The 22,453-nt window shown below is 39.2% G+C and carries 21 protein-coding genes; 7 read left to right on the top strand and 14 right to left on the bottom strand.

Annotated features, from left to right (window positions below; all coding sequences use genetic code 11):
* Positions 1-95: 95 nt before the first annotated feature.
* The 8 genes from hisIE to hisG are packed head-to-tail and all read right to left on the bottom strand — an operon-like array spanning position 96 to position 7,180.
* Complete coding sequence (gene hisIE / locus H5159_RS04400; protein ID WP_007376299.1) at positions 96-710, bottom strand: bifunctional phosphoribosyl-AMP cyclohydrolase/phosphoribosyl-ATP diphosphatase HisIE; 615 nt, start codon at positions 708-710, stop codon at positions 96-98.
* A complete protein-coding gene (gene hisF / locus H5159_RS04395; RefSeq protein WP_182779788.1) occupies positions 701-1,480 on the bottom strand; it encodes an imidazole glycerol phosphate synthase subunit HisF in 780 nt (259 codons plus the stop codon). The genes hisIE and hisF overlap by 10 nt, the downstream gene beginning before the upstream one ends.
* Positions 1,462-2,196 carry a 1-(5-phosphoribosyl)-5-[(5-phosphoribosylamino)methylideneamino] imidazole-4-carboxamide isomerase gene (locus tag H5159_RS04390; RefSeq protein ID WP_182716643.1) on the bottom strand — a complete coding sequence of 245 codons (735 nt, stop codon included), beginning with the start codon at positions 2,194-2,196 and terminating at the stop codon, positions 1,462-1,464. Before H5159_RS04390 ends, hisF begins: the two co-directional genes overlap by 19 nt.
* Before the next feature lie 33 nt (positions 2,197-2,229).
* Positions 2,230-2,820: an imidazole glycerol phosphate synthase subunit HisH gene (gene hisH / locus H5159_RS04385; RefSeq protein WP_002960265.1), complete on the bottom strand. Its 591-nt coding sequence runs from the start codon at positions 2,818-2,820 to the stop codon at positions 2,230-2,232.
* Positions 2,817-3,878, bottom strand: a complete 1,062-nt coding sequence (gene hisB / locus H5159_RS04380) for a bifunctional histidinol-phosphatase/imidazoleglycerol-phosphate dehydratase HisB (RefSeq protein ID WP_008138596.1) — start codon at positions 3,876-3,878, stop codon at positions 2,817-2,819. Before hisB ends, hisH begins: the two co-directional genes overlap by 4 nt.
* Positions 3,875-4,984, bottom strand: a complete 1,110-nt coding sequence (gene hisC / locus H5159_RS04375) for a histidinol-phosphate transaminase (RefSeq protein ID WP_182779787.1) — start codon at positions 4,982-4,984, stop codon at positions 3,875-3,877. Before hisC ends, hisB begins: the two co-directional genes overlap by 4 nt.
* Complete coding sequence (hisD, locus tag H5159_RS04370; protein ID WP_024597350.1) at positions 4,974-6,275, bottom strand: histidinol dehydrogenase; 1,302 nt, start codon at positions 6,273-6,275, stop codon at positions 4,974-4,976. The genes hisC and hisD overlap by 11 nt, the downstream gene beginning before the upstream one ends.
* Positions 6,276-6,280: 5 nt before the next feature.
* The gene (gene hisG / locus H5159_RS04365) at positions 6,281-7,180 is read right to left on the bottom strand and encodes an ATP phosphoribosyltransferase (RefSeq protein ID WP_002960257.1); all 900 of its coding nucleotides are present in this window, start codon (positions 7,178-7,180) and stop codon (positions 6,281-6,283) included.
* Positions 7,181-7,599: 419 nt separating this feature from the next.
* Between hisG and H5159_RS04360 the strand changes: the two genes are divergently transcribed.
* Positions 7,600-7,836 (top strand): hypothetical protein, encoded by a 237-nt coding sequence (locus H5159_RS04360; protein ID WP_002960256.1) that lies wholly within the window; start codon positions 7,600-7,602, stop codon positions 7,834-7,836.
* A gap of 114 nt (positions 7,837-7,950) precedes the next feature.
* Here the strand turns inward: H5159_RS04360 and H5159_RS04355 are convergent, their stop codons facing one another.
* Positions 7,951-9,804: a cytochrome c/FTR1 family iron permease gene (locus tag H5159_RS04355; RefSeq protein WP_182716667.1), complete on the bottom strand. Its 1,854-nt coding sequence runs from the start codon at positions 9,802-9,804 to the stop codon at positions 7,951-7,953.
* Positions 9,805-10,087: 283 nt separating this feature from the next.
* Positions 10,088-11,371, bottom strand: coding sequence for a sodium:proton antiporter (locus H5159_RS04350; protein ID WP_024597348.1), 1,284 nt, complete (start codon positions 11,369-11,371; stop codon positions 10,088-10,090).
* A gap of 331 nt (positions 11,372-11,702) precedes the next feature.
* Here H5159_RS04350 and H5159_RS04345 point away from each other — a divergent pair, with 331 nt between their 5' ends.
* From H5159_RS04345 to H5159_RS04335, 3 genes are all read left to right on the top strand, one after another.
* Positions 11,703-13,619, top strand: coding sequence for an ATP-dependent DNA helicase (locus tag H5159_RS04345; protein ID WP_002960248.1), 1,917 nt, complete (start codon positions 11,703-11,705; stop codon positions 13,617-13,619).
* 9 nt (positions 13,620-13,628) lie between these two features.
* Positions 13,629-14,330 carry a tRNA (adenosine(37)-N6)-threonylcarbamoyltransferase complex dimerization subunit type 1 TsaB gene (gene tsaB, locus H5159_RS04340; RefSeq protein ID WP_182681955.1) on the top strand — a complete coding sequence of 234 codons (702 nt, stop codon included), beginning with the start codon at positions 13,629-13,631 and terminating at the stop codon, positions 14,328-14,330.
* Positions 14,331-14,398: 68 nt separating this feature from the next.
* Complete coding sequence (locus tag H5159_RS04335; RefSeq protein ID WP_182716646.1) at positions 14,399-14,728, top strand: hypothetical protein; 330 nt, start codon at positions 14,399-14,401, stop codon at positions 14,726-14,728.
* A 95-nt stretch (positions 14,729-14,823) separates the two neighbouring features.
* Here the strand turns inward: H5159_RS04335 and H5159_RS04330 are convergent, their stop codons facing one another.
* Positions 14,824-16,113: an alkaline phosphatase gene (locus H5159_RS04330; RefSeq protein ID WP_182716647.1), complete on the bottom strand. Its 1,290-nt coding sequence runs from the start codon at positions 16,111-16,113 to the stop codon at positions 14,824-14,826.
* A gap of 414 nt (positions 16,114-16,527) precedes the next feature.
* On the opposite strand from H5159_RS04330, the gene H5159_RS04325 reads away from it, so the two are divergent.
* From H5159_RS04325 to rnd, 3 genes are all read left to right on the top strand, one after another.
* Positions 16,528-17,379 (top strand): alpha/beta hydrolase, encoded by an 852-nt coding sequence (locus H5159_RS04325; RefSeq protein ID WP_182692914.1) that lies wholly within the window; start codon positions 16,528-16,530, stop codon positions 17,377-17,379.
* Positions 17,380-17,494: 115 nt separating this feature from the next.
* The gene (gene fadD / locus H5159_RS04320; RefSeq protein WP_182716649.1) at positions 17,495-19,147 is read left to right on the top strand and encodes a long-chain-fatty-acid--CoA ligase FadD; all 1,653 of its coding nucleotides are present in this window, start codon (positions 17,495-17,497) and stop codon (positions 19,145-19,147) included.
* A 51-nt stretch (positions 19,148-19,198) separates the two neighbouring features.
* Positions 19,199-20,329, top strand: a complete 1,131-nt coding sequence (gene rnd / locus H5159_RS04315) for a ribonuclease D (protein ID WP_182716650.1) — start codon at positions 19,199-19,201, stop codon at positions 20,327-20,329.
* A 324-nt stretch (positions 20,330-20,653) separates the two neighbouring features.
* On the opposite strand, the gene minE is transcribed toward rnd, so the two are convergent.
* From minE to minC, 3 genes are read right to left on the bottom strand one after another with little or no spacing between them, the layout of a single operon-like run.
* On the bottom strand, positions 20,654-20,917 hold the full coding sequence (minE, locus tag H5159_RS04310; protein WP_004334706.1) for a cell division topological specificity factor MinE: 264 nt from the start codon (positions 20,915-20,917) through the stop codon (positions 20,654-20,656).
* 1 nt (position 20,918) lies between these two features.
* Entirely contained in the window at positions 20,919-21,728 is an 810-nt protein-coding gene (gene minD / locus H5159_RS04305; RefSeq protein WP_004334708.1) for a septum site-determining protein MinD, read from the bottom strand.
* 5 nt (positions 21,729-21,733) lie between these two features.
* Entirely contained in the window at positions 21,734-22,438 is a 705-nt protein-coding gene (gene minC / locus H5159_RS04300; RefSeq protein WP_024596847.1) for a septum site-determining protein MinC, read from the bottom strand.
* Positions 22,439-22,453: the final 15 nt, after the last annotated feature.

The following is a 22,453-nucleotide window of genomic DNA, read 5'->3' as shown; positions in this document are numbered from 1 at the left end:
CGATTAATTTAGCCACGCACTATATCACACGTGATTTACTGTAAAAATAAAAAGGCCCATATAAATATGAGCCTCTTTGTTAGTTACAACTAATGCTATTTATGGCGACCTTGCAAGCATTTAACTACATCTTCAAGGGCTAAGCCTTGGCGTTGTAGCAATACTGTAAGGTGATAAATTAAATCAGCAGATTCGTTTGTTAGCTCATCGTTATCGTGTTTCATAGCGGCAAGGGCAACTTCAACGCCTTCTTCACCTACTTTTTGACAACTACGGCTTAAGTCTTTTGCAAATAATGAGGCAGTGTAGCTTTTTTCAGGGTCGTCATTTTTACGCGCAACAATCACATCTTCTAACTGTGCTAAAAAGCTTAAACTTGGTTTTGCTTCATCACCAAAACAGCTTTGTGTGCCTAAGTGACACGTTGGGCCTTCTGGGTTGGCAAGTACTAAAATTGAATCGTAGTCACAATCTGTATGCACAGATACTACGTTTAAGTAGTTTTCTGATGACTCGCCTTTAGTCCATAAACGCGATTTTGAACGCGAGTAAAACGTTACCTTATTGGTATCAAGCGTAACAGCGAGTGCTTCACTGTTCATAAAGCCTTGCATTAAAATAACACCAGAGCGGGCATCTTGAATAATCGCAGGGATCATGTCACTTTTAGCGAAATCGACCTGAGCTTGGTTTTGTTGTGTTACTTGCATAATCTTGCTGCCACTTGGTTATCTGTTAAAAATTGTTTTAGTTCACCAATGTTAATCACATTTTTATGAAAAACGCTGGCAGCTAATGCACCATCTACTTTGCTTTGTTTAAATACATCAACAAAATCTTGCATACTACCCGCACCGCCAGAGGCGATTAAAGGAATGTTACACAGCTCGCGAATTTTACTTAGTTGCTCGTTGTCGTAACCGTTACGAACGCCATCTTGGTTCATACAGTTTAATACAATTTCGCCTGCGCCTAGGTCTTGTACGCGTTTAACCCATTCTTGTGTTTTATAGCGCGTACGGCTTGATGCATTAGGATCGCCGGTTAATTGATACACTAAATACTCGCCGGTAATTTCATCAAAAAAGCTATCAATACCTACAACAACACATTGCTTACCAAACTCATCGTGTAATTCTTTAATAAGTTCAGGACGCGCAATAGCAGGGCTGTTAATACTGATTTTATCAGCACCGCGCTCAAGTACACGCGCTGCATCAGCCACTGATTTAATACCGCCCGCTACACAAAATGGAATATCGATATTACGTGCAATGCTCTCTACCCAGTTTACATCAAGTAGGCGTTTTTCAACGCTTGCGCTGATCTCGTAAAAAACTAGTTCATCGGCACCGGCTTCGCTGTAAGCTTTAGCCATTGTTAAAATATCGCCAACAATTTCATGGCCTTTAAACTTAACGCCTTTAACTACTTGGCCGTCTTTAACGTCTAAACACGGGATTATGCGTTTTGATAACATGCCAATGCCTCCTCAACGCTAAATGCGCCATCAAGCAATGATTTACCTAAAATAACGCCGCCCACACCCAGCTCTTTAAGCTTTTTAATGTCATCTAGTGAGCTTACGCCACCTGAGGCTTGCACTTTAATTGTGCTGTTATGGTGAGTTAAATCTTCGTAAAGCTCAAACGATGGGCCCGTCATGGTGCCATCTTTACTGATGTCCGTGCATAAAAAATCAATAACACCTAAGCTTACATAAAAATCTACCAGCTCAAGTAAACCAAATTCAGATTCACTTAACCAACCGTGCGTTGCTGGTGCCCAGCCCGTGGCTGTTTTATTTACATCAAGAGCAATTACAAAATGCTCTGCGCCAAATTGCTCAATCCAGGCTTTTACTTGTTCGCGTTTTTCTACTGCCATTGAACCAATAACAACTTGGTTTGCACCGGCTTTTAGCCAATCACTTACATCTTGCTCTGAGCGAATACCGCCGCCCACTTGGTACGGTACGTTAAGTGCTTTGGTTGCAGCTTGAATATGTTTCCACTGTTTTTTACTTGGATCGCGTGCACCTTCTAAATCAACAAGGTGTAACTTGCCTGCGCCACTGTCGGCGTATTCTTTTAAACGTGCACCAAGTTCGAAAGGGTAAAACTGTGCTGTGTCGTATTTACCTTGGTACAAGCGCACAATTTGATTTTGTAATACGTCTAATGCTGGAATAATCACAAATAATCTCTTTTTTGTTAGTTAATGGGCAGTTTATAACTGCCAATCAACAAAATTTTGTAATAAACGTGCGCCAACTTTTGCGCTGCGCTCTGGGTGAAATTGCATGCCTGCGTAATTGTCTTTAGCAACAATGGCTGAAAAGGTTTGACCATATTCGCCGCTCACTAGTGTGGCGTCGTTTACGGTGTGCGCAAAGCTGTGAACAAAATACACTTGCTCATCAAGCGTTAGCCCTTTAGTTAATGCATGCTCTTTGTTAACGCTTAAGTTATTCCAACCCATATGCGGCGACGTTAAATTGCCTACATCAAGCGCTTTTACTTGCCCTGGTATTTTACCTAGGCACTGTACGTTACCTTCTTCGGTGCTTTCGCACAGTAACTGCATACCTAAACAAATGCCCATAAGCGGGCGCTGGTATTCATTTATAGCTTGTTGCCAGCCGTTATCTACTAGGCGTTTCATAGCAACCGACGCGTGGCCTACACCTGGCAATATAGCGCGCTCAAAACCCGCTAATTGCTCTGGTGAAGTAATTACTGTTGGTGTTTGCCCTAAGCGTTCAAACGCAAAGCGTACTGAATTTATATTGGCACAACCGGTATTAATTATGGCAATCATAAACATCCCTTAGAGCTGGCTGTTTGTTGGGTCGTGTCTTGTGCCACTGCCATACGAAGAGCACGTGAAAACGCTTTAAATAAACCTTCTACTTGGTGATGACAGTTACCGTCGCTTACCGATAAAATAAGGCTAATAGCGGCGTTATCACTCAAGCTTTTGAAAAAGTGCTCAACCATTTGTACGTCTAAGTCGCCTGCTTTTTCGCGGCTAAAGTTAGCGTTTAATACAAATGATGCACGGCCCGATAAATCAATTTGTGCTTCAGCTTTACACTCGTCCATAGGAAGGGCAAAACCATAGCGTGCAATTTGCGATTTAGTGCCAAGCGCTTGTTTAAGTGCGACACCAAGAGCAATACCAATGTCTTCAACAAGGTGGTGCTCGTCTATGTGTAAATCGCCTTTAGCTTTAATGTTTAAACCAATGTTTGCGTGGGTGCGAATTTGATCAAGCATGTGATCAAAAAAGCCAAGTCCGGTGTCTATGCTGCCATTTTTAGTTTGATCTAAGTTTATGGCTACATCAATTTGGGTTTCTTTAGTGTTGCGTGTAACACGACCTTCGCGGTTTGCGGTAGTCAATTTTGTCACTATCGCACTCCAATCGCCGTCGTATAAAATACCTTCACAACATAAGTTTTGAGCAAGGCCAATATCGGTCTGGCGATCGCCAATAACAAAAGAGCGCGCTAAGTCTACTTTGCCAGAGCGCATAAGCTCGGTAAGTAAGCCCGTTTTAGGTTTACGGCAATCACAGTTTTGCTCATCAAAGTGTGGGCAAATTAATACTTCGTCAAAGCTAATGCCTTGGCTTTGCATTATGTCCATCATTTTGTCTTGTGCTATGTCAAAATCAGCAGTAGGAAAGCTATCTGTGCCTAAACCATCTTGGTTAGACACCATTACTAAACGGTAACCTGCGGCTTGTAATTGTAATAACGCAGGAATAACACCAGGTAAAAATGCTAGTTTTTCAAGGCTATCTACCTGTTTGTCGGTAATTGGCTCTTCAATAATAGTGCCGTCGCGGTCTATAAATAAATAGGGGTTACTCATGATACTTCGTTTCCTGCTAAAGATGCTGCGGTAGCCGGCGTTTGTAAGCCATCTAACCAAATTTTTACTTGTTCAAGTTCTTGTTCACTGCCAATTGAAATTCGTAGCCAGTCGTCTTCACCGTATAGTGTAAAAGCGCGCATAACCAAACCTTGCTCAAGTGCAATTTTAAAGTAGTTTTTATCGGCTAATTTTAAAGTAACAAAGTTACCTTCACCAGTGAGAATTTTTAATGCAGCAGGGGAGGCGTTTAGCCAATCTACCAACTTAGCTTTTAAGCTATTTAAAATAGTAACTTGGCGGCGCATTGATGTAATTGCATCGGGTGCAATTGCTTGCGCTGCAATACTTGCTACAACACCTGATACCGGATACGGCGCAATGACTTTACGAATTGGCGCTAGTACGCTCACTTGTGCAAGCGTAAAGCCCGTTCTGAGCCCTGCTAGCGCAAAGGCTTTAGAAAGCGTACGCAAAACCACTACATTACTAAACTCATTAATAAGTTTAGTCGCGCTTTGCTCTGGGCAAAACTCTATATAGGCTTCATCAACAATAACCAGTGCTTTACCCATAAGTGCTGTTGCAATCGCTTTTACTTTATCAAGTGGCGTTAAGCTGCCAGTTGGATTATTTGGGTTACAAATAAATACCAGCTTTGAGCTGCCAACAGCTGCAACTATTTCATCAACACTGCCACTTAATAATAATTCTTGTGTAAGCGCGTTAATACTAACGTTGTGTGTATCGGCGGTAACTTTGTACATACCGTAAGTTGGTAAAAATAGCGCAATACTATCTTTAGCTGGCTCACAGTATGTGCGCACTAAAAGCTCAATGCCTTCATCTGCGCCGCGCGTCATTAATACATTTTCGCTTTCAAGATCTGTATAAGCTGCGTACCTGTCAATAACCAGTTGCGGTTGTGGGTCGGGGTAGCGATTTAAATCCTCAATACTCAGTTCAAGATTTTTAGCATACGGGCTTTCGTTAGCATTTAGCCACGTAGTACCGGTTAGCTTTTCACTTTTTGCAGAGCTGTATGCAGCAAGGGCTGCAATATTCTTAGGTAATAAGCTAGACGCTTGTGCGCTCTCATTGCTCATTTTTAATTGCCTCTAAACGAATTGAAACCGCATTAGCGTGGGCATCAAGGCCTTCTGCATCTGCAAGTGGTAAAATTGCTTTTGAAAGCTGCGTTAAACCACTTTTAGTAATTGTTTGCACTGTGTATGTACGGAAAAAATCAAGCAAGTTTAAACTCGAGTAAGTTGCACTGTAACCATATGTTGGTAACACGTGGTTAGTACCCGATGCGTAATCGCCTGCAGATTCTGGTGTGTAGTCACCTACAAATACTGAGCCTGCATTTTTAACTTTATCTAGGTAAGGTGTTGCATCGCCTAGTTGTAAAATTAAATGCTCTGGGCCGTATTGCGCCGATACATCAAATGCTTGCTCAACAGAATCAACCAAAATAAGTGAAGAATTAGCGAGCGCTTGCTCGGCTGTTTCTTTGCGGCTCAAATTAGCTAACTGGCGTGTAAGTGCCTGCTGAGTTTGTTCTATAATACTTTCGCTGTTACATAATAAAATAACCTGCGAGTCTGCACCGTGCTCTGCTTGAGAGAGTAAATCGGCGGCTATAAATTCTGGGTTTGCACGCTCATCTGCTATAACTAATACTTCAGACGGACCTGCTGGCATATCAATTGCCATACCTGGGATAGTTTGCGCAACGAGCTGTTTAGCCATTGTTACGAAGCTATTACCTGGGCCAAAAATTTTGTTTACTTTAGGAACTGATTCGGTGCCATAAGCCATTGCTGCAATTGCGCCTGCGCCACCACTTTCTATCAAAGTAGTAATGCCACATAACTTAGCTGCATATAAAATAGCAGGGTTAATTGCTTTATCACCTTGTACCGGCGTAGCTAGTACAACGGTTTTAGCGCCGCTTAACTGTGCTAATACACCTTGCATAATAACCGACGATGGCAGCGGAGCACTGCCACCGGGTACATAAATACCGACTGCTTCGATGGCTTGATATTTCAGTTCACATACAACGCCTGGTTGGGTTGATAATTTAATATCTTTTGGCAACTGCGCTTCGTGAAAACGTTTAACATTTGCATAAGCGGTGTCAATTGCGTATTTAAGCTCAGCACTCAGTGCTTGCTCAGATGCGTTAATTTCATCTAGCGGTACGCGCAAACGTGGGTTAGCTCTATTATCAAACTCTTTGGCCATGCTAAGTAAGGCCTCATCGCCTTGCTCTTTTACATTAGCTAAAATAGTTTTGCATATTGCTTCAACCTTTGCGCTTACAGAAACTGCAGGGCGCATTAGCGCCGCTGCTTGTACTTGTGAAGATTCCTCATTCCAACGAAGCATGGTACTTACTCCATCATTTTTTCAATTGGCATAACTAAAATAGAGTTAGCGCCTAGGGCTTTTAACTGCTCCATTGTTTCCCAAAATAATGTTTCGCTGCTTACCATGTGCAGTGCTACGTATTCTTCATTACCCGCAAGGGCAAGTAGAGTCGGTTGACCAGAACCAGGTAAAATTTCACAAATTTCATCAAGTTTGTTTTTTGGTGCGTGTAGCATGATGTATTTGCTTTCTTTAGCTTGTCTAACACCACGTAGGCGCGGCATAAGCTTATTGATTAGTGCTAGTTTGTCAGCGTCTTGCAGATCTTTATTTTGAATTAAACATGCGTTTGATTCTAAAATTGTATCACCTTGAATTAAGCCGTTAGCTTCAAGTGTTGCGCCAGTAGATACTAAATCACAAATTGCATCAGATAAACCTGCACGTGGTGCTACTTCAACAGAGCCAGTAAGCATTACTGTACTTGCGTTGATGCCTTCGCGCTTTAACCACTGAGTTAAAATTTCTGGGTAGGTAGTTGCAATACGTTTGCCTTCAAACCAGCTCTTATCGCGAGCGCCTAGCTCTTGTGGCCATGCAAGTGCAAGACGACAGTAACCAAAATCTAGTTTTGAAAGTTTGTTTACTTCGCTTGGAACACCTTGGCGTTCACGTTCTGCTTGAACTTCTACTAGTACGTTTTCGCCAACAATACCTAAATCACATACACCGTCCATTACTAAACCAGGAATATCGTCATCACGCACACGTAGTACGTCAATTGGCATATTAGTTGAGTGTGCAATTAAGCGTTGTTCACGAAGGTTAAGTTTAACACCTAACTGTTTTAACAGATCTTGACAATCTTTAGATAGGCGGCCGCCTTTTTGGATGGCGATACGTAGACGATTTGTGTTACTCATTATTCATTTTCCTTTAATTTAAAAACTAAAAACCCCGAGGGGAACCTCAGGGCGAAAATGAATCAATGTTTTTTGAATCGCCAGAGGTTCCTTTTAGGAATAACCTCTCAGCGAAAGACCTGACAGGTTATTCCGGTGAATGGTGGTGATGATGTACTGTTGTCAGGTTTAAGCGCATTTTTTATCCTATTTAACTGCTCGTTGTTATAGTAACGTTCAGTTGTTATCTGTTTAAATAAATTTCGCATTCATAAAAACATAAACAGCCATATTATGGCAAGTTTTTTTTAGCTTAATTAAAGCATATCTTATAACTGTCGATAATATTAAGAAGGGAAGTGCATTTTTTGCATATATTTGTTTGTTTATTAGCCAAACCAAGCGTTTAGATAATTTAACAGTAAACTAAGGAAGTGTGTATGGATATCATGATTCCTTATTTAGGAAGAATAACCAGACTAGAAGTTGAGTCAAAAAGTGCTTTTCATATTGCGGGTGTGCAAAGTGGATCGGCCGCTGAAAAAGTTGAGCTAGAGAATAAAAAAAGGCGTGAGTTACAAAAAAAGAAAAAGCTCAATATGCTTGACGACCAAAATAGTAAAAAAAAGTCTAACGTAGATGATGACGAAAACCCCCATTTAGATACATGGGCTTGATAATACCAATTTTACTAAATACATAAGCAATTAACTAAAAAGGCCCTTGCGGGCCTTTTTACTATGTATTTTGCTTATGCCAATTAGCTTAAACTCTTAAGCAGATAGGCATTACTATTGGTTTTTGCTTTTAAATATATAAAAGCTAAATATAGCGAACACACATACCTGAGCTACAATACCTTGCCATGTTGACTTAATACCAAGCCATGCTATTTCAAAGCTCATTGGTAGCGACGCAATACCTATTATATCGGCCTCTTGTAATGCAATAACGGCTTTGCCCATAAGCACAAACGAGAGTGCAAATAATAGGTAAGTGGTAATTGCAAAAAACTTAGCAACCGGTAATTTAATTGAGTACTTAATTAATACCCACGTAATAATAGCCAGTATTGCTACAGCTATCGCGAAACCCGATGCAATAGATGAATATTGAGCAGGCGAGCTTTGCGTTAATAAAGACTGATAAAACAATACGGTTTCGAATACTTCTCGGTACACGGCAATAAAAGAAAGCCCCGCTAATCCCCAAAGTGTTCCCGACTCAAGACGCTTATCTATATTGTCTTTTATATATTTTTGCCATTGTTGCGCACTTGTTTTACTGTGCATCCATACGCCAACATACAGTAAGATTACAGCGGCAAACAATGCACCAGCACCTTCCATAACTTCGCGACTTGCACCACTTATTTCTATTAATGTTTGCGCAGCAGCCCATGTTAAGCCACCGGCAATAAGTGCGGTTACCCAGCCAACATGTACGTATTTAAGCGCATCTTGACGTTTCGTTTTAATAAGCACAGTCATAAGGGCAATAATAACTAAGAGTGCCTCTAAGCCTTCTCGCAGTAATATTATTAAACTCGCTGAAAGTAGAGCGCCATCAGTTAGCTTGGTTTCGTTTAGCATGCTATCTGCTTTAGCGAGTTGTGTTAGTGCGGCATTTACCTTTTCGGCAACGACGGCTGTATCTTTTTCGTTTTTGAATGTTTGGCGTAGGTTCATCAGTTGTACTTCGATGTTTTTACGCAGTGTTTCGTCGTAGGCATTTAAGTTGTTTTCAACAAGCTCAAAGCCATCTAAGTATGCGCTAATTGCTAAATCACTTGCTTGTGAGTAATTGCCTTTAGCATGCGCAGCTTGCGCTGCAAGTAACTGCGTGCGAGTAACTGTTATCGGATTTTTGTTAGCGCTAAATAATTGCTCTGGATTACCACGAAGCCATTTAACGTAATGTGCTTGTGCCTCACTTTGACCTGCCGATAATTGTGCAGGGTTTAGGTTTACAATCTGCGAAGCGGTAATGTTTTGTTCTACATTTTGTGGTTTTTGAACATCTTTAAATGCCAAGCTACCTACATAAAAAGCTAAAGACCATCGTTGTTGTTCATTAAATTGGGTAAAAGCAACCATAGGTGTGTCGTCAATGCCGTTACTTACAGCGTCAAATAACCCCATTAATGAGCGGTTTGTTGCGCGCTCTTCGTCGGTAAAGTTGGTAGGCTCTGGCGATAAATTTTTTGCAAGCGGACCGTCGCCTTGACCACTAGGGCCGTGACACATTGAGCAGTTAGTAGCAAAAAGCGCTTTAGTTTGCTCAACCGGAAGCAGCGATGTAGGTAACGATAGTTGTGGCATAAATGTAAGCAGCGACTCACGAAGCGCTGAGCTTGCTGCACGTACATCGGCAACACTCGCTTTATTGGCAATCGCTGTATGCAGTGTTTTAGCTTGTGCCTTTACTGTATCAAACTCATTGGTTTGGCTTGATAGCTGTCCAGCTTGCTCAATAATAACGTGCGAAAATTCAGTCATTTCTTGATATTCGTCGGGGTCTAGTATTTCACCATTTCCAACAGCTGCCACGTAATCTACACCTACATACTCTGCAAGCTGTGCAATTTGTTTTATTTTTGTTTGCTCATTAGGTGAGGCCGACACATTAAAGCTTGCCATAGCCATTATAAAAAGCACAATAAAACAATGAAGTTGTCGTTTGCCCAGAGATACCAAATTTAAAAACACGTGAGAATTATTTTTGGACATTGAAAAGCCCTACAGAGGAAAAGCCAAAATTATAATTGTTTTCATTTGCATTTCAAGCGGATTAATTTAAACAAAGAAGATAAATAAAAAGGATAACAATTTATAGAACTTTAAAGTGTTTTTGTAACACGTGAGTAACAGTAACCAAGTGATTTATATAATAACTTGGTTACTGAGTTGATTGCTCACAAAGCATTTATTACTTTGCTTGCTCAGCTGATTTAATACTGCTTTGAATAAGCGGTGAAATAGTTAAGCCTTGTACAATAATAGAAAATATAACCACAACGTAGGTAACAATCACGATTAGGTTATGTAGGTCAGAGCCACCTACAAAAACTTGCTCGCGTGGAATTGCTGCCGCCATTGCCAGTGCAAGACCACCGCGTAGCCCACCCCAGGTTAAAATTTTAACACTGTGTTTATCGTAACTTCTAAAGCGTTTAAAGATGACAAAGGGTGCGCCTACGCTAATAAAGCGTGCTAGTAATACTGCAGGTACCATTAGTAAGCCTAAGCCAATTTCACCAAGCGTGATTGGCATCGTCACTATTAGCATACCTATTATTAAAAACAGTAGGGCATTTAAAAAGCTATCGGTTGCATGCCAAAAATCTTTTACGTAACGAGTGTCTTCAGGCCCCGTGCGCTCAGTTGCTTTAGTACGAGTAATGTTACCCATTAATATGCCGCTTGTTACCATGGCAAGTGCGCCTGATATTTCCCAAATATTTGCAGCAGCAAAACCTGCGGTAGGAATAGTTAAGGTTATCAATAAGCGAATGTTTACATCGCGGCTGTTAATAATTAAAAAGTGGCCAACCAAAGCGATAACCAAACCAAACGCAATGCCGCCTAGGGCGTCTACAAAAAAGAGTTCTGCTATATCGCCAAATTGTGCATCGGTGCCATAAAAAGCAACCGAAAAAATGGTCGTAAATATTACTAAACCAATACCGTCGTTAAATAGTGACTCACCTTCTACTTGAACTGAGATTCCTTCTGGCGCTCGCATTTGTTTAATAATTGCAAGTACGGCAATAGGGTCGGTTGGGCTAATAAGCGCGCCAAATAATAAACAGTATATAAACGGTACATCAAAGCCAAATAAGGCAAATAGATAAAAACTCAAATAACCGACTATAAAAGTGGAAGCAATAGTAGAAAATAGCACTAGTGCGGTTATTTCCCAGCGCTGTTTTCGAAGCGCCATAAGGTTAATTTCCAATGCGCCAGCATAAAGTAAAAATCCGAGCATACCTTTGAGTAATAACTCGTTAAAGTTAATACTGGAAACAATTTGGGTCATGGCTAACGCATTTTGATCGCCTAATAATTTAACGGCAATAATCAATAATAAAGAAATAACAACTGAGCCTGTAGTAATGGCAATTGTAGTTTGCATTTTGAGGATATATTGGTTTGCAAAAGCAATAAAAATTGCAATGGCAGAGAGAAAACAAATGAGATACCAAGCATTCATTGGCTAACCTTACTATTTTTTTAACGACACACGAAAAAGAGGATTATAAACCCGCGTATGGTACTCCTGTAATATTTCAGAGTCACAGTTTTTATGCCTAAATATAGCTTTTAATACGGATTATTTTTAGTAAGAGTTAATAGAAAATTAGGCTTTGTAAATATTGTCATTATTAAATTAAATGTACGTTATAAATACACAGTGTATTGTAATATCGAATGATTAATCTCACTATTAAAGTGCGTATTAATTCGTAAAGTAAAAGTGGGTTTTGTAATTACTTGCCCTTAATGCTTTGCTTACGTAAAATCCCGCTATTATTTATTTTAAAGTGATTGGTATTATCAAACAGCTGTTTAGTGCAACCGGGCCTTTAGCGTTATCTTTAGATGGGTATACGCCTCGCCAACCACAAATTGATATGGCAGTAGCTGTTGCGGATGCATTAAAAAACAGTTCGCAATTAGTTGTTGAAGCAGGTACGGGTACGGGTAAAACATTTGCATATTTAGCCCCTGCACTTAAGTCAAAAGGGCGCACAATAATATCAACAGGTTCTAAAGCTTTACAAGAGCAGCTTTATCACCGAGATTTACCGCAACTAGTTAAAGCTTTAAGTGCTTCAAAAAAAACCGCCTTATTAAAAGGGCGCGCCAATTACCTATGCACCTACCGACTTAATCAACATGTTGCACATGTACCTACTGACGACTCTGACGTAATGCATCAACTAGCTATGGTAGCTAAGTTTGCAAGCGAAACACAATCGGGCGATTTGGCTGATTGTATAGGTATAGAAGATGATGCCAAAGTACTGCCTTATGTAAATTCAACAGCCGATAATTGTTTAGGTAAAGAGTGTCCAGATTTTCAAAGCTGTTATATACGCAAAGCACGTTTAACTGCGGCCGATGCCGATGTGGTTGTAATTAATCACCATTTGTTTTTTGCTGATATGGCTGTAAAAGAAAGTGGCTTTGCTGAACTTATGCCAAAAGCAGATGCTTACATATTTGATGAAGCCCATCAGTTAAGCGAAATTGCCAGCGATTACTTTGGTGAAAGTGTTAGCACTAAAAAGTTGGTAGATTTAATTAATGATTTACGTGCTATTTATAGAGCTGAAATTCCCGATATGCTGCAACTTGGTAAAAGCTTAAACAAGCTTGAGACAAGCGTTGCTGATTTACGTTTACAATTTGGTGTTGATGGCAGTAGAGGCGATTGGCGAGAAAAACTAAGCGATAAACAAATTTGCGCGGCGCTCCATCGTGTGATCAGTGATTTAGATTTTGTTTATCAAGTACTCAAGCTTTGCCTAGATAGAAGCGACAAAATTGAGCATCCATTTGAACGTGCACTTGCGTTTAAAGGGCAGTTAGAGCGGGTTTTTGATACAGCCCAAACCGGCTTTAGTTATTGGTATGAAACAACGCGCCGTTATTTAACAATTAATATAACGCCATTGAATGTATCAGCTAAGTTTGCTCAAATGATGCAAGACACGGGCGCAGGATTTGTATTCACTTCTGCCACACTTTCGGTTGATAACAAACTAGAGCATTTTAATGCAAGCCTAGGTTTAAAGCCAAAACAAAGCATGATGGTAGATAGCCCATTTGACTACCCTAATCAGGCGCTGCTGTGTTTACCTCGCTACTTACCCGAATCGCATGCTGATAATATGCCACATGCAATTGTAAAACTAACGCTTGAGCTTATAAAATCAGCACAAGGGCGTTGTTTTGTGTTATTTACTAGCTATCGAATGATGCACTTAGTGGCCGAAGGGCTAACTACACAAATAGACTACCCAGTTTATATGCAAGGGCAAATGTCTAAGCGTATAATTTTAGAGAAATTTACTCGCCATGGTAATGCGGTGTTACTCGGCACGGCTTCTTTTTGGGAAGGCGTTGATGTACGCGGCAGTACATTAAGTTGTGTTATTATAGACAAATTGCCATTTGCAGCCCCTGACGATCCATTGCTACAAGCTAAAATGCAAGATTGCCAAATGCAGGGAAAAGACCCTTTTTCTCACATACAATTACCGCAGGCTGTTATTGCGCTAAAGCAAGGTGTAGGGCGTTTAATTCGAGATAGTAAAGACAAAGGCGTACTTGTAATATGCGATAATCGCTTAGTGACACGCCAATATGGCCAAGTATTTTTAAAAAGCTTACCACCTATGCGCCGCACGCGAAGCTTAGAAGATGCCAATACATTTTTAAAACAAATTAATTAGAGTACTAAAATGATCAAAAGTAATATCCTTGCCCTTGATGCTTCAACTGAAGCACTTTCAATTGTTTTACATTACCAGGGCCAAACGTTTCATCATTTTGAAGAGTGTCCGCAGCAGCATAGCCAAAAAATACTTCCACTTGTGGATGAACTTTTAACTAAAGCAAACTGTAAATTAAAAGATTTAGACGTAATTGGTTTTGGCCAGGGGCCAGGTAGTTTCACCGGTGTACGTATTAGTGTTGCTATAGCGCAAGGTTTAGCGTATTCAACTAATTTGCCGCTTGTTGGTGTGTCTACACTGGCTACTATGGCTCAACAAACGTTTGAACAAAACGGCAGCCTGAGTGTTTATCCAAGTATAGATGCGCGTATGGGGGAGATATACTTTGCACATTACCAAGCGCAAAATAATCTAATGCTTTTAGTTAACCAAGAATGCGTTATAAAACCTGATTTACTAAACAATAAGTATATAACAACCACTGAGCCATCTGTAGCAGTGGGCACAGGTTTTAAAACCTATCCTGATGCGCTTAATGACTTTGAAAACGTGACAATTAATACTGATATTACATTGCCTGATGCACGTTATATGTTAGCGCATGTTGAAGCCGCGTTTTTAGCGGGTGACGTTGTAAAAGCGAGTGACGCTCAACCTAAATATGTGCGCGATACGGTAACGTGGAAAAAGCTACCAGGACGTGAGTAATCATATTATTTGCAAATTGGTTGTTTTTAAATCATAATTTTATGCAATATTAAGGTTGGAGACGCGTAATGACGCTGCCTATTGGTTCAGGTTTTTTTACCGGAGATATTCCGGGTAGGGTTAGCTCTACTAAAGTTGTTACTAATAAACCACAGAGTTTATTAGACCAACCGGCTGCTCAAAAAACGAATCCCGATTATGTAAAAAGCAGTGTCGAGGGCGTTGAACTTGCTAATCAGCTGTTTAAAAGCAGTGCTAAAAGTAATGAATACAGCCAAACAATTTACGACCAACCGACAGCTCAAGTAAGCAAAGCGATTTCTACTTATACTGAATTTGCTAATTTAGAACGCAGAGCAGAAGTACAAAATTTAATAGGCGTTGATATATACGCTTAACGCTTATTTAAGCGCTTTAGATAAATACAGCTATAAAATTTAATAAAAAGCCCGAACAAATGTTCGGGCTTTTTGTGTTCAAAACTACGTAAAGCTTACTGCTTAATAAAGCCAATCAGCTTATCTGCTATATCAGTATTATTTTGTGAACCAATAAATTGCTCACTGCCCTTACCATAGGCAAATACCTGCACGTCTACAGCGGTATGTCCGCCTGTTGTCCAGCCAGTAAAGCTTGCATCGCTAATAATACTCTTAACAGCTAAATTAAGCGCTTTTTCACCCATTTTTTTAGCTTGCTCAAGTTTTATTTGGTTTTCAGTTGTAAATTCAATATTGGTGTTAGCAGTCCATACTGGTTTTAAGTCTTTAGACTCCATAAGTTTGTCTGTTAACTTACTAGCCGTTGCCTTAACACCTTTAATTACGTCTGTTTCCCATTTAAATTGGCCGTGCGAACCAATAGTTAAGCCGCCCGTTGAGTGATCGGCTGTAACTACAAGTATAGTGTCTTTATTTTTATCAACGTACGCTTTTGCTTTTTCGATTGATTTAGCAAAGTCGTCCATTTCAGCCATCGCACACGCTATATCGTTAGAGTGACCACACCAATCAATTTGGCTGCCCTCAATCATCACAAAAAAGCCTTCTTCATTCTGGTTATCTAGTAAACCAAGCGCTTTAGATGTTAACTGAGTAAGGCGAGTTGGGTTCATATCAAGGGCAAATGGCAAGCCTTTGCTTGCATACAAACCTATGGCAGGTATTTGTGTAATTTGTCCCAGATTATTAATATCGTCACCGTATTGGTAACCTGCCGCTTTAAATTCTTCAACTAAATTACGGTCGTCACGAATAAAATATTTAGTACCGCCACCTAGCATTAAATCAACAGGTAATTTACCAGCAATCTTATTATCAATATAATCGTTGGCAATATCATCGTAGTTGTAACGAGATTCATTGTGAGCTGTAAAGCTAGCAGGTGTTGCATGGTTTATTTGTGAAGTTGCTACAAGCGCTGTTGTCATACCGCGCTCTTTTGCCATTTCAAGCATGGTTTTAACTGGCTTTTTATCTGTATCTACAGCAACTGCACCATTATAACTTTTATGGCCGCTACTAAGCGCTGTAGCACCCGCAGCGCTGTCTGTTACATAAGTATGGTCATCAGGGTAGGTGTGAGCCATGCCTTTTAAAATAGTGTCAAAAACCGTGCCTTCTACTTCTTTTGTTGCAGGGTCATCTTTAAAATAGCGATAAGCCGTGGTGTAAGCCGGACCCATGCCGTCACCAATCATATAAATTACATTTTTAGGTGCTGATTCTGCGTAAGCACCAGAAGCGGTGCATAAAAGTGCCAATAAGCTGATCTGTTTTTTCATGGTTGTACCTTATGAGTGTACCTTATTTAATAGCCGCTGATATTGTATACAGATAGGATGATAAATAAATGAATATCTGAGATATTTATAATTTATACTTTGATTTTATATACATAAAATTATAGTTAACGCTGTTAGTTCTATTTATTTAAATTATACTAGTTATAAGTTAAGTATATACAATGCCGCCATTTTTAAATTGTTCAAAATACATACAGAGTAAGCTTATTAAAAACGGTTAGTTTGTTGTTTTTAGTTTAAGTTATTAATAATGTTATGTTTAATTATTATGCTTTGCTTCTTTTTTCATCACGAAGATAATTAAATCGTGAATTTGGCACCATTTTCTAAGTTAGTGGTCTGACAACTTGTATGCTATAAATAATGATGCTCTAAATTAATAAAGGACTTGCCGTGCAGCCATTTAATATTGAAACCAATAACTTGAATATTCATGGCTTAAAAGTAGGTTCTGGGGATGAAATAGTAATAGCGTTGCATGGTTGGTTAGATAACTGCCACAGTTTTATACCAATGTTAAGTAAAGCTAAGCCAAAGCACACTTGGTACTGTATTGATTTTGTCGGGCATGGTTTATCATCTTGGCGAAGTGATGATGCACATTATTATTTTGTTGATTATATTGATGATGTGTACCAACTTATTAATGCGCTTGGTGTTAAAAAAGTGCATTTAGTTGGGCATTCGATGGGAGCCATGGTTGCAGGGCTTTTTGCTAGTTGCTTTGGTGATTATGTAAAATCTGTTACCTTTATTGAGGGGATTGGGTGTGTTACAACTCCCAGCGAAGGCGTATGTGAACAGCTAAAAAGTGCAGTATTAAATAGAGCGCGTTTAAAAAATAAGAAGCAGAGAGTTTATAAATCGAAAGAGCTTATTTATGAAGCACGTGCTCAAACAACCGATTTGAATAGTGAGCTTATTGCTCTTTTAATGCAGCGAAATATAAAATCGGTTTTAGATGGTTATACATTAACAACTGATCCAAAGCTTAAAAATCACTCAGGTTTTAGGTTTAATGAGGCGCAATGTATTGGTGCAATAAAAGATTTAATTGCACCGTGCCAATTAATTTTAGGTAACGAAGGTTATTCGTTTGTAAAACAAAATCTGGCAAAGTATATTAGTTATTACAATAGCTTAAAGGTAATTAATGTAGATGGTGGGCACCACTGTCATATGCAAAGTAGTGAACTATGTTTTAAGCATATTCAAGACTTTATGCTGCAAAATGGTGCATGTTAATTGTAAGTTTACGTAAAATGTGGGATTATTCCTCCATTAGAGTATTTGCTCAATTGTTAAAGCGCCTTACTTAGATTAAGGTTAATAAAAATATAATTATAAACAGGGGCTAAGAGTGGAAAAAATCTGGCTTAAGCGCTACCCAGAGGGTATGCCTGAAACAATCGATCCTGAGCATTACAACTCGTTACTCGAAGTGTTCGAAAAAAGTTTTACTGACTACACCGATTTACCTGCATTTACTAATATGGGTAAAACGCTGTCTTATAGCGAAATAGATACAGCAACAAAAAAAGTTGCTTCCTACATTCAAAATGATTTAGGTCTTAAAAAAGGCGACAAAGTTGCCGTAATGATGCCTAACTTACTACAAACACCAGTAACCATTTTAGGTATTTTACGTGCGGGTTGTGTGGTTGTAAATGTTAACCCACTTTACACTGTGCGTGAATTAGAGCATCAGCTAAAGGATTCTGACACTACCGCTATTTTCATTTTAGCAAACTTTGCTGACACACTTGAAAAGTCGCTTGCACACACTGATGTTAAACACATTGTAGTAACGCAAGTAGGCGACATGGTTGGTGGGCTTAAAAAGCACATAGTTAACTTTGTTGTGAAGCACATTAAAAAAATGGTGCCAAAGTACAACTTACCAAACACAATTAACTTTTCAGACGTTTTAGCTGCAGACGAAACTAAATATACACGTCCTGAAATGAGCTTGTCAGATCTTGCTTTTTTACAGTACACCGGTGGTACAACAGGTGTATCAAAAGGGGCAATGCTGAGCCATGGCAATATGGTTGGTAACCTTGAGCAAGTTTCAGGCTGTTTAGACAAAGTGTTAAATCGTGGTACAGAAGTTGTTGTTACCGCTTTACCGCTTTATCATATATTTGCTTTAACAGCTAACTGCCTGACGTTTATGAAGTACGGTGGTTTAAATATATTAATCACAAATCCACGAGATATGCCTGGGTTCGTTAAAGAGCTGGGTCAGCATAAATTCACTGCTATTACTGGTGTTAATACGTTATTTAACGGTTTATTAAACACACCAGGTTTTGCTGAGCTTGATTTCAGTCATTTAAAAATGTCACTTGGTGGCGGTATGGCCGTGCAACGTCCTGTTGCTGAAAAATGGCAAAAAGTGACTGGCTCAAAATTAATGGAAGGCTATGGCCTTACAGAATGTTCTCCATTAGTAACTATTAGTCCTTATGATTTAGAAGCATATAATGGCTCTATTGGTTTGCCTGCGCCTAATACTGAGATTAAGCTAATACTTGATAACGGTGAAGAAGCCGCTAAAGGTGAACCAGGTGAAATGTGTGTGAAAGGCCCGCAGGTTATGGTGGGCTATTACAAGCGACCAGATGCAACAGCTGAATGTTTAAAAGATGGCTGGTTTGCAACAGGTGATATTGCAACTTATGACGATGAAGGTTTCTTCTTTATTGTAGATCGCAAAAAAGACATGATCATTGTATCTGGCTTTAATGTTTTCCCTAATGAGATAGAAGAGGTAGTGGCTATGCACGAAGGTGTGCTTGAAGTTGCTGCCATTGGTATTCCTCACGATGTAAGTGGCGAACAAGTTAAAGTTTTTGTTGTTAAAAAAGACCCTTCTTTAACTGAAAAAGATATAATAAGTCACTGTCGTGATAATTTAACTAATTACAAGGTCCCAAAACTGGTAGAGTTTAGGGATGAGTTACCTAAAACTAACGTAGGTAAAATACTCCGAAGAGCCTTGAAAGATTAGCAACCTATAAAAAAGCCGACACATGTCGGCTTTTTTATTGTAGGAGATTAAGTGCAATACCAATTGATCGAAACCCAAAATCAACTGAACACTTTTGTTGAACAAATAAAAAATAAGCCTATTTTAGCTATTGATACTGAGTTTATGCGTCGTCGCACTTTGTATCCAGAAGTTGCACTTATCCAAGTTTTTGATGGTGAGCATTTAGCGCTTATCGATCCGTTAGCTGAGCTCTCATTATTCGATTTTTGGGAAATACTAAAAGATCCTAGTGTTTTAAAAGTACTGCATTCTCCTTCAGAAGATATTGAGGTTTTTCAAAAATACGCAGGCTTTGTTCCATCCCCACTTTTTGATACACAATTTGCGTTGCAGTTACTTGGGGAAGGTAACTGTATGGGCTTTGCCCTTATGGTAAAAGAGTTGCAAGGTATTGAAATAGATAAAAGTGAGTCACGCACTAACTGGCTGCAACGTCCGTTAACTAAAAAACAGTTAGATTATGCTGCTGCAGATACTTTTTACTTATTGCCGTGTTTCGAGCTGATTATAGAGCGTATTAATGCCGCTGGGTTCTTTGACATTGTAATAAACGAGAGTGAGCTGATAGCTAAAAAACGTGCGTTTCAAACACCAGACGATCTTTTATATAAAGATATTAAAAATGCATGGCAACTCAAACCGCACGAACTCGCGGTTTTAAAAGAACTTGCTGTATGGCGTAGAAACAAAGCCATTAAGAAGAATTTAGCGCTAAATTTTGTGTTAAAAGAACATAACATGACTGAAATTGCCAAACGTGGTCCTTCAAGTTTAAATGCTCTACGTCAAATCCCAGGAGTTGAAGCTATTGAAGTTAATCGCTCTGGTGTAGATATAATCAAGTGTATTGAAGTTGCCAAAGCGGTACCAGATGCAGAGCATCCTGATGTACTTAAGCGCTTAATTGATTTTCCTACCTATAAAAAAGTAGCCAAAGATATTAAACAAAAGATCACTAAAGTCGCTAAAGAGCACAATATACCAGAAGACGTTATGGCCTCTAAAAAGCAAATTAATCAATTGATTAGTTGGAATTGGAAGTTAACGTCAAAACAAAAAGAAAGCCATATTAAGCCTGATTTATTAAGCTCTTGGCGATATACCTACGTTAAAGACGCTTTAAAAGAGTGGGATACTTAAGACTAGATATTTTTTTTACTGTGTAATACTTATATCAATCCGCAATAATACTTAATCATTTTGCGGCGCTAAACGTGTCGTTACCTGTGTTAAAAAAATCTCATTTAGAACAACTAAATAGTGATTTTTTTGCCTAGCTATCAACACGTTTTTCCATCCTCAAAATAGATCACTTAATTAAACGAATTGGTATTATCTATAATTTTTGTGTTACATAGTAGAAAAGTTTTAGTTGCATGCAAGGGATTAAAACGTAGATATTTAGAAAGTTATTAAAAAGTAAATGAAAATAAAGAGGGCGCTTATAAAGCGCCCTTTCTTCAATTACTTCTTTTCTTCATCAGGTAGTGTAACGTTTAGCTCAAGTACGGCTAAATCGTCTTCGTTTTGATCAAACTGAACCTGAACTGCATCGGTACTTACGTTCACGTATTTACGGATCACATCTAAAATATCTTGTTTTAATTGTGGTAAGTAATCCGGCGTTCCTCGCTGAGAACGCTCGTGCGCGACAATGATCTGCAATCGCTCTTTTGCTAGTGACGCACTGTTTTTCTTTTCTGAGCGGAAGTAGTCAAGTAAAGACACGTTAACCTCCAAAAATCCGTTTAAATAAGCCTTTTTTCTCAACGTCTAAGAAGCGAAAATCGACGGTTTCACCTAGTAAGCGGTTAATTGCATCAGAATAAGCTTGGCCTGCATCAGATTCTGTATCCAATATAACAGGTTGGCCTGAGTTTGAAGCACTTAATACCGCTTGCGATTCAGGAATAACCCCTAATAATGGGATTGACAGAATATCTTGCACATCTTCTACCGATAGCATTTCACCTTTTTCAACACGACCAGGGTTATAGCGTGTTAATAGTAAGTGTTCTTTAATATTTTCTAGGCCTTCTTCAGCACGTTTTGATTTGCTGTGTAAAATACCTAAAATACGATCTGAATCTCGAACTGACGACACCTCTGGGTTTGTTGTAACAATTGCTTCATCAGCAAAGTACATCGCCATCATAGCGCCAGCTTCAATACCTGCTGGTGAATCACATACTATGTAATCAAAGTCTTCTTTTAGTTCATTTAGTACGCGTTCAACACCTTCACGTGTTAAAGCATCTTTATCACGAGTTTGTGAAGCAGGTAGTAAAAATAATTTATCTACACGTTTATCTTTAATAAGCGCTTGGTTAAGGTTTGCCTCACCATTAATTACATTTACAAAGTCATAAACAACGCGGCGTTCACAACCCATAATTAAATCTAAGTTACGTAAACCAATATCAAAGTCGATAATAACTGTTTTATAGCCTTTTAACGCTAAGCCTGTGCCAATTGCAGCACTTGATGTTGTTTTACCAACACCGCCTTTACCTGAGGTAACGACAATTACTTTTGCCATGAGATTTATCCTTTAACCAAAGCTGAAATTTCTAATGATTCGTCTTTTTGTTGTATTTGCACTGCATTTCCCCAATGTTCACCTTGTAGCGAATCACTGATCCAGTAATTACCATCTATTGAAACCAGCTCGGCTTCAAGTTTTTGGCAAAAAATGTGTGCTTCTTTAAAACCTTTTGCGCCTGCAATAGCGCGACCGCGTAGGGTGCCATAAATATGCACATTCCCATCGGCAATGACTTCCGCACCATGACTAACTGCGCCAAGTACTATCAAATCTCTATCTTTTGCATAAACTTGTTGTCCAGAGCGAACTGTACCGCTGATAATTTGCGCTGGTAAATGCACCGTTTTTTCTACAATCGATGTATTGGGCTCTTGTTTAACAGGTTCGCTCTTAACGTCTTGTGAATAATTTAAAACAGATAAGCCAGCAGCCTTTGCTTGAGTATGTTGCTCATCTGAGCCATTACACACACCAACTGCATTAAAACTCATTCGCTCGATTAATGATTTTAAGTGAACAAAATCAAGTGAACTGTTTTTAATTTCAATTAAATTAACGACAATAGGCGCACCCTCAAAAAACTTAGGGGCCTGGGCTATTTTTACATACAGTTGTTCTGCTAAAAGGTTTATATCAGTACTATAAAGATGCAAAACTGATAACGTAAAAAGATTCCCTTTTAACTCAAAAATTTGGTCCGACATACACGCTCAATTGAT

It is taken from the genome of Pseudoalteromonas sp. SG43-1 (assembly GCF_014164415.1).
Lineage (GTDB): Bacteria > Pseudomonadota > Gammaproteobacteria > Enterobacterales > Alteromonadaceae > Pseudoalteromonas > Pseudoalteromonas distincta.
Note: the sequence above shows the minus strand (reverse complement) of the source record. Positions and strands in the feature narration are given on the sequence as shown.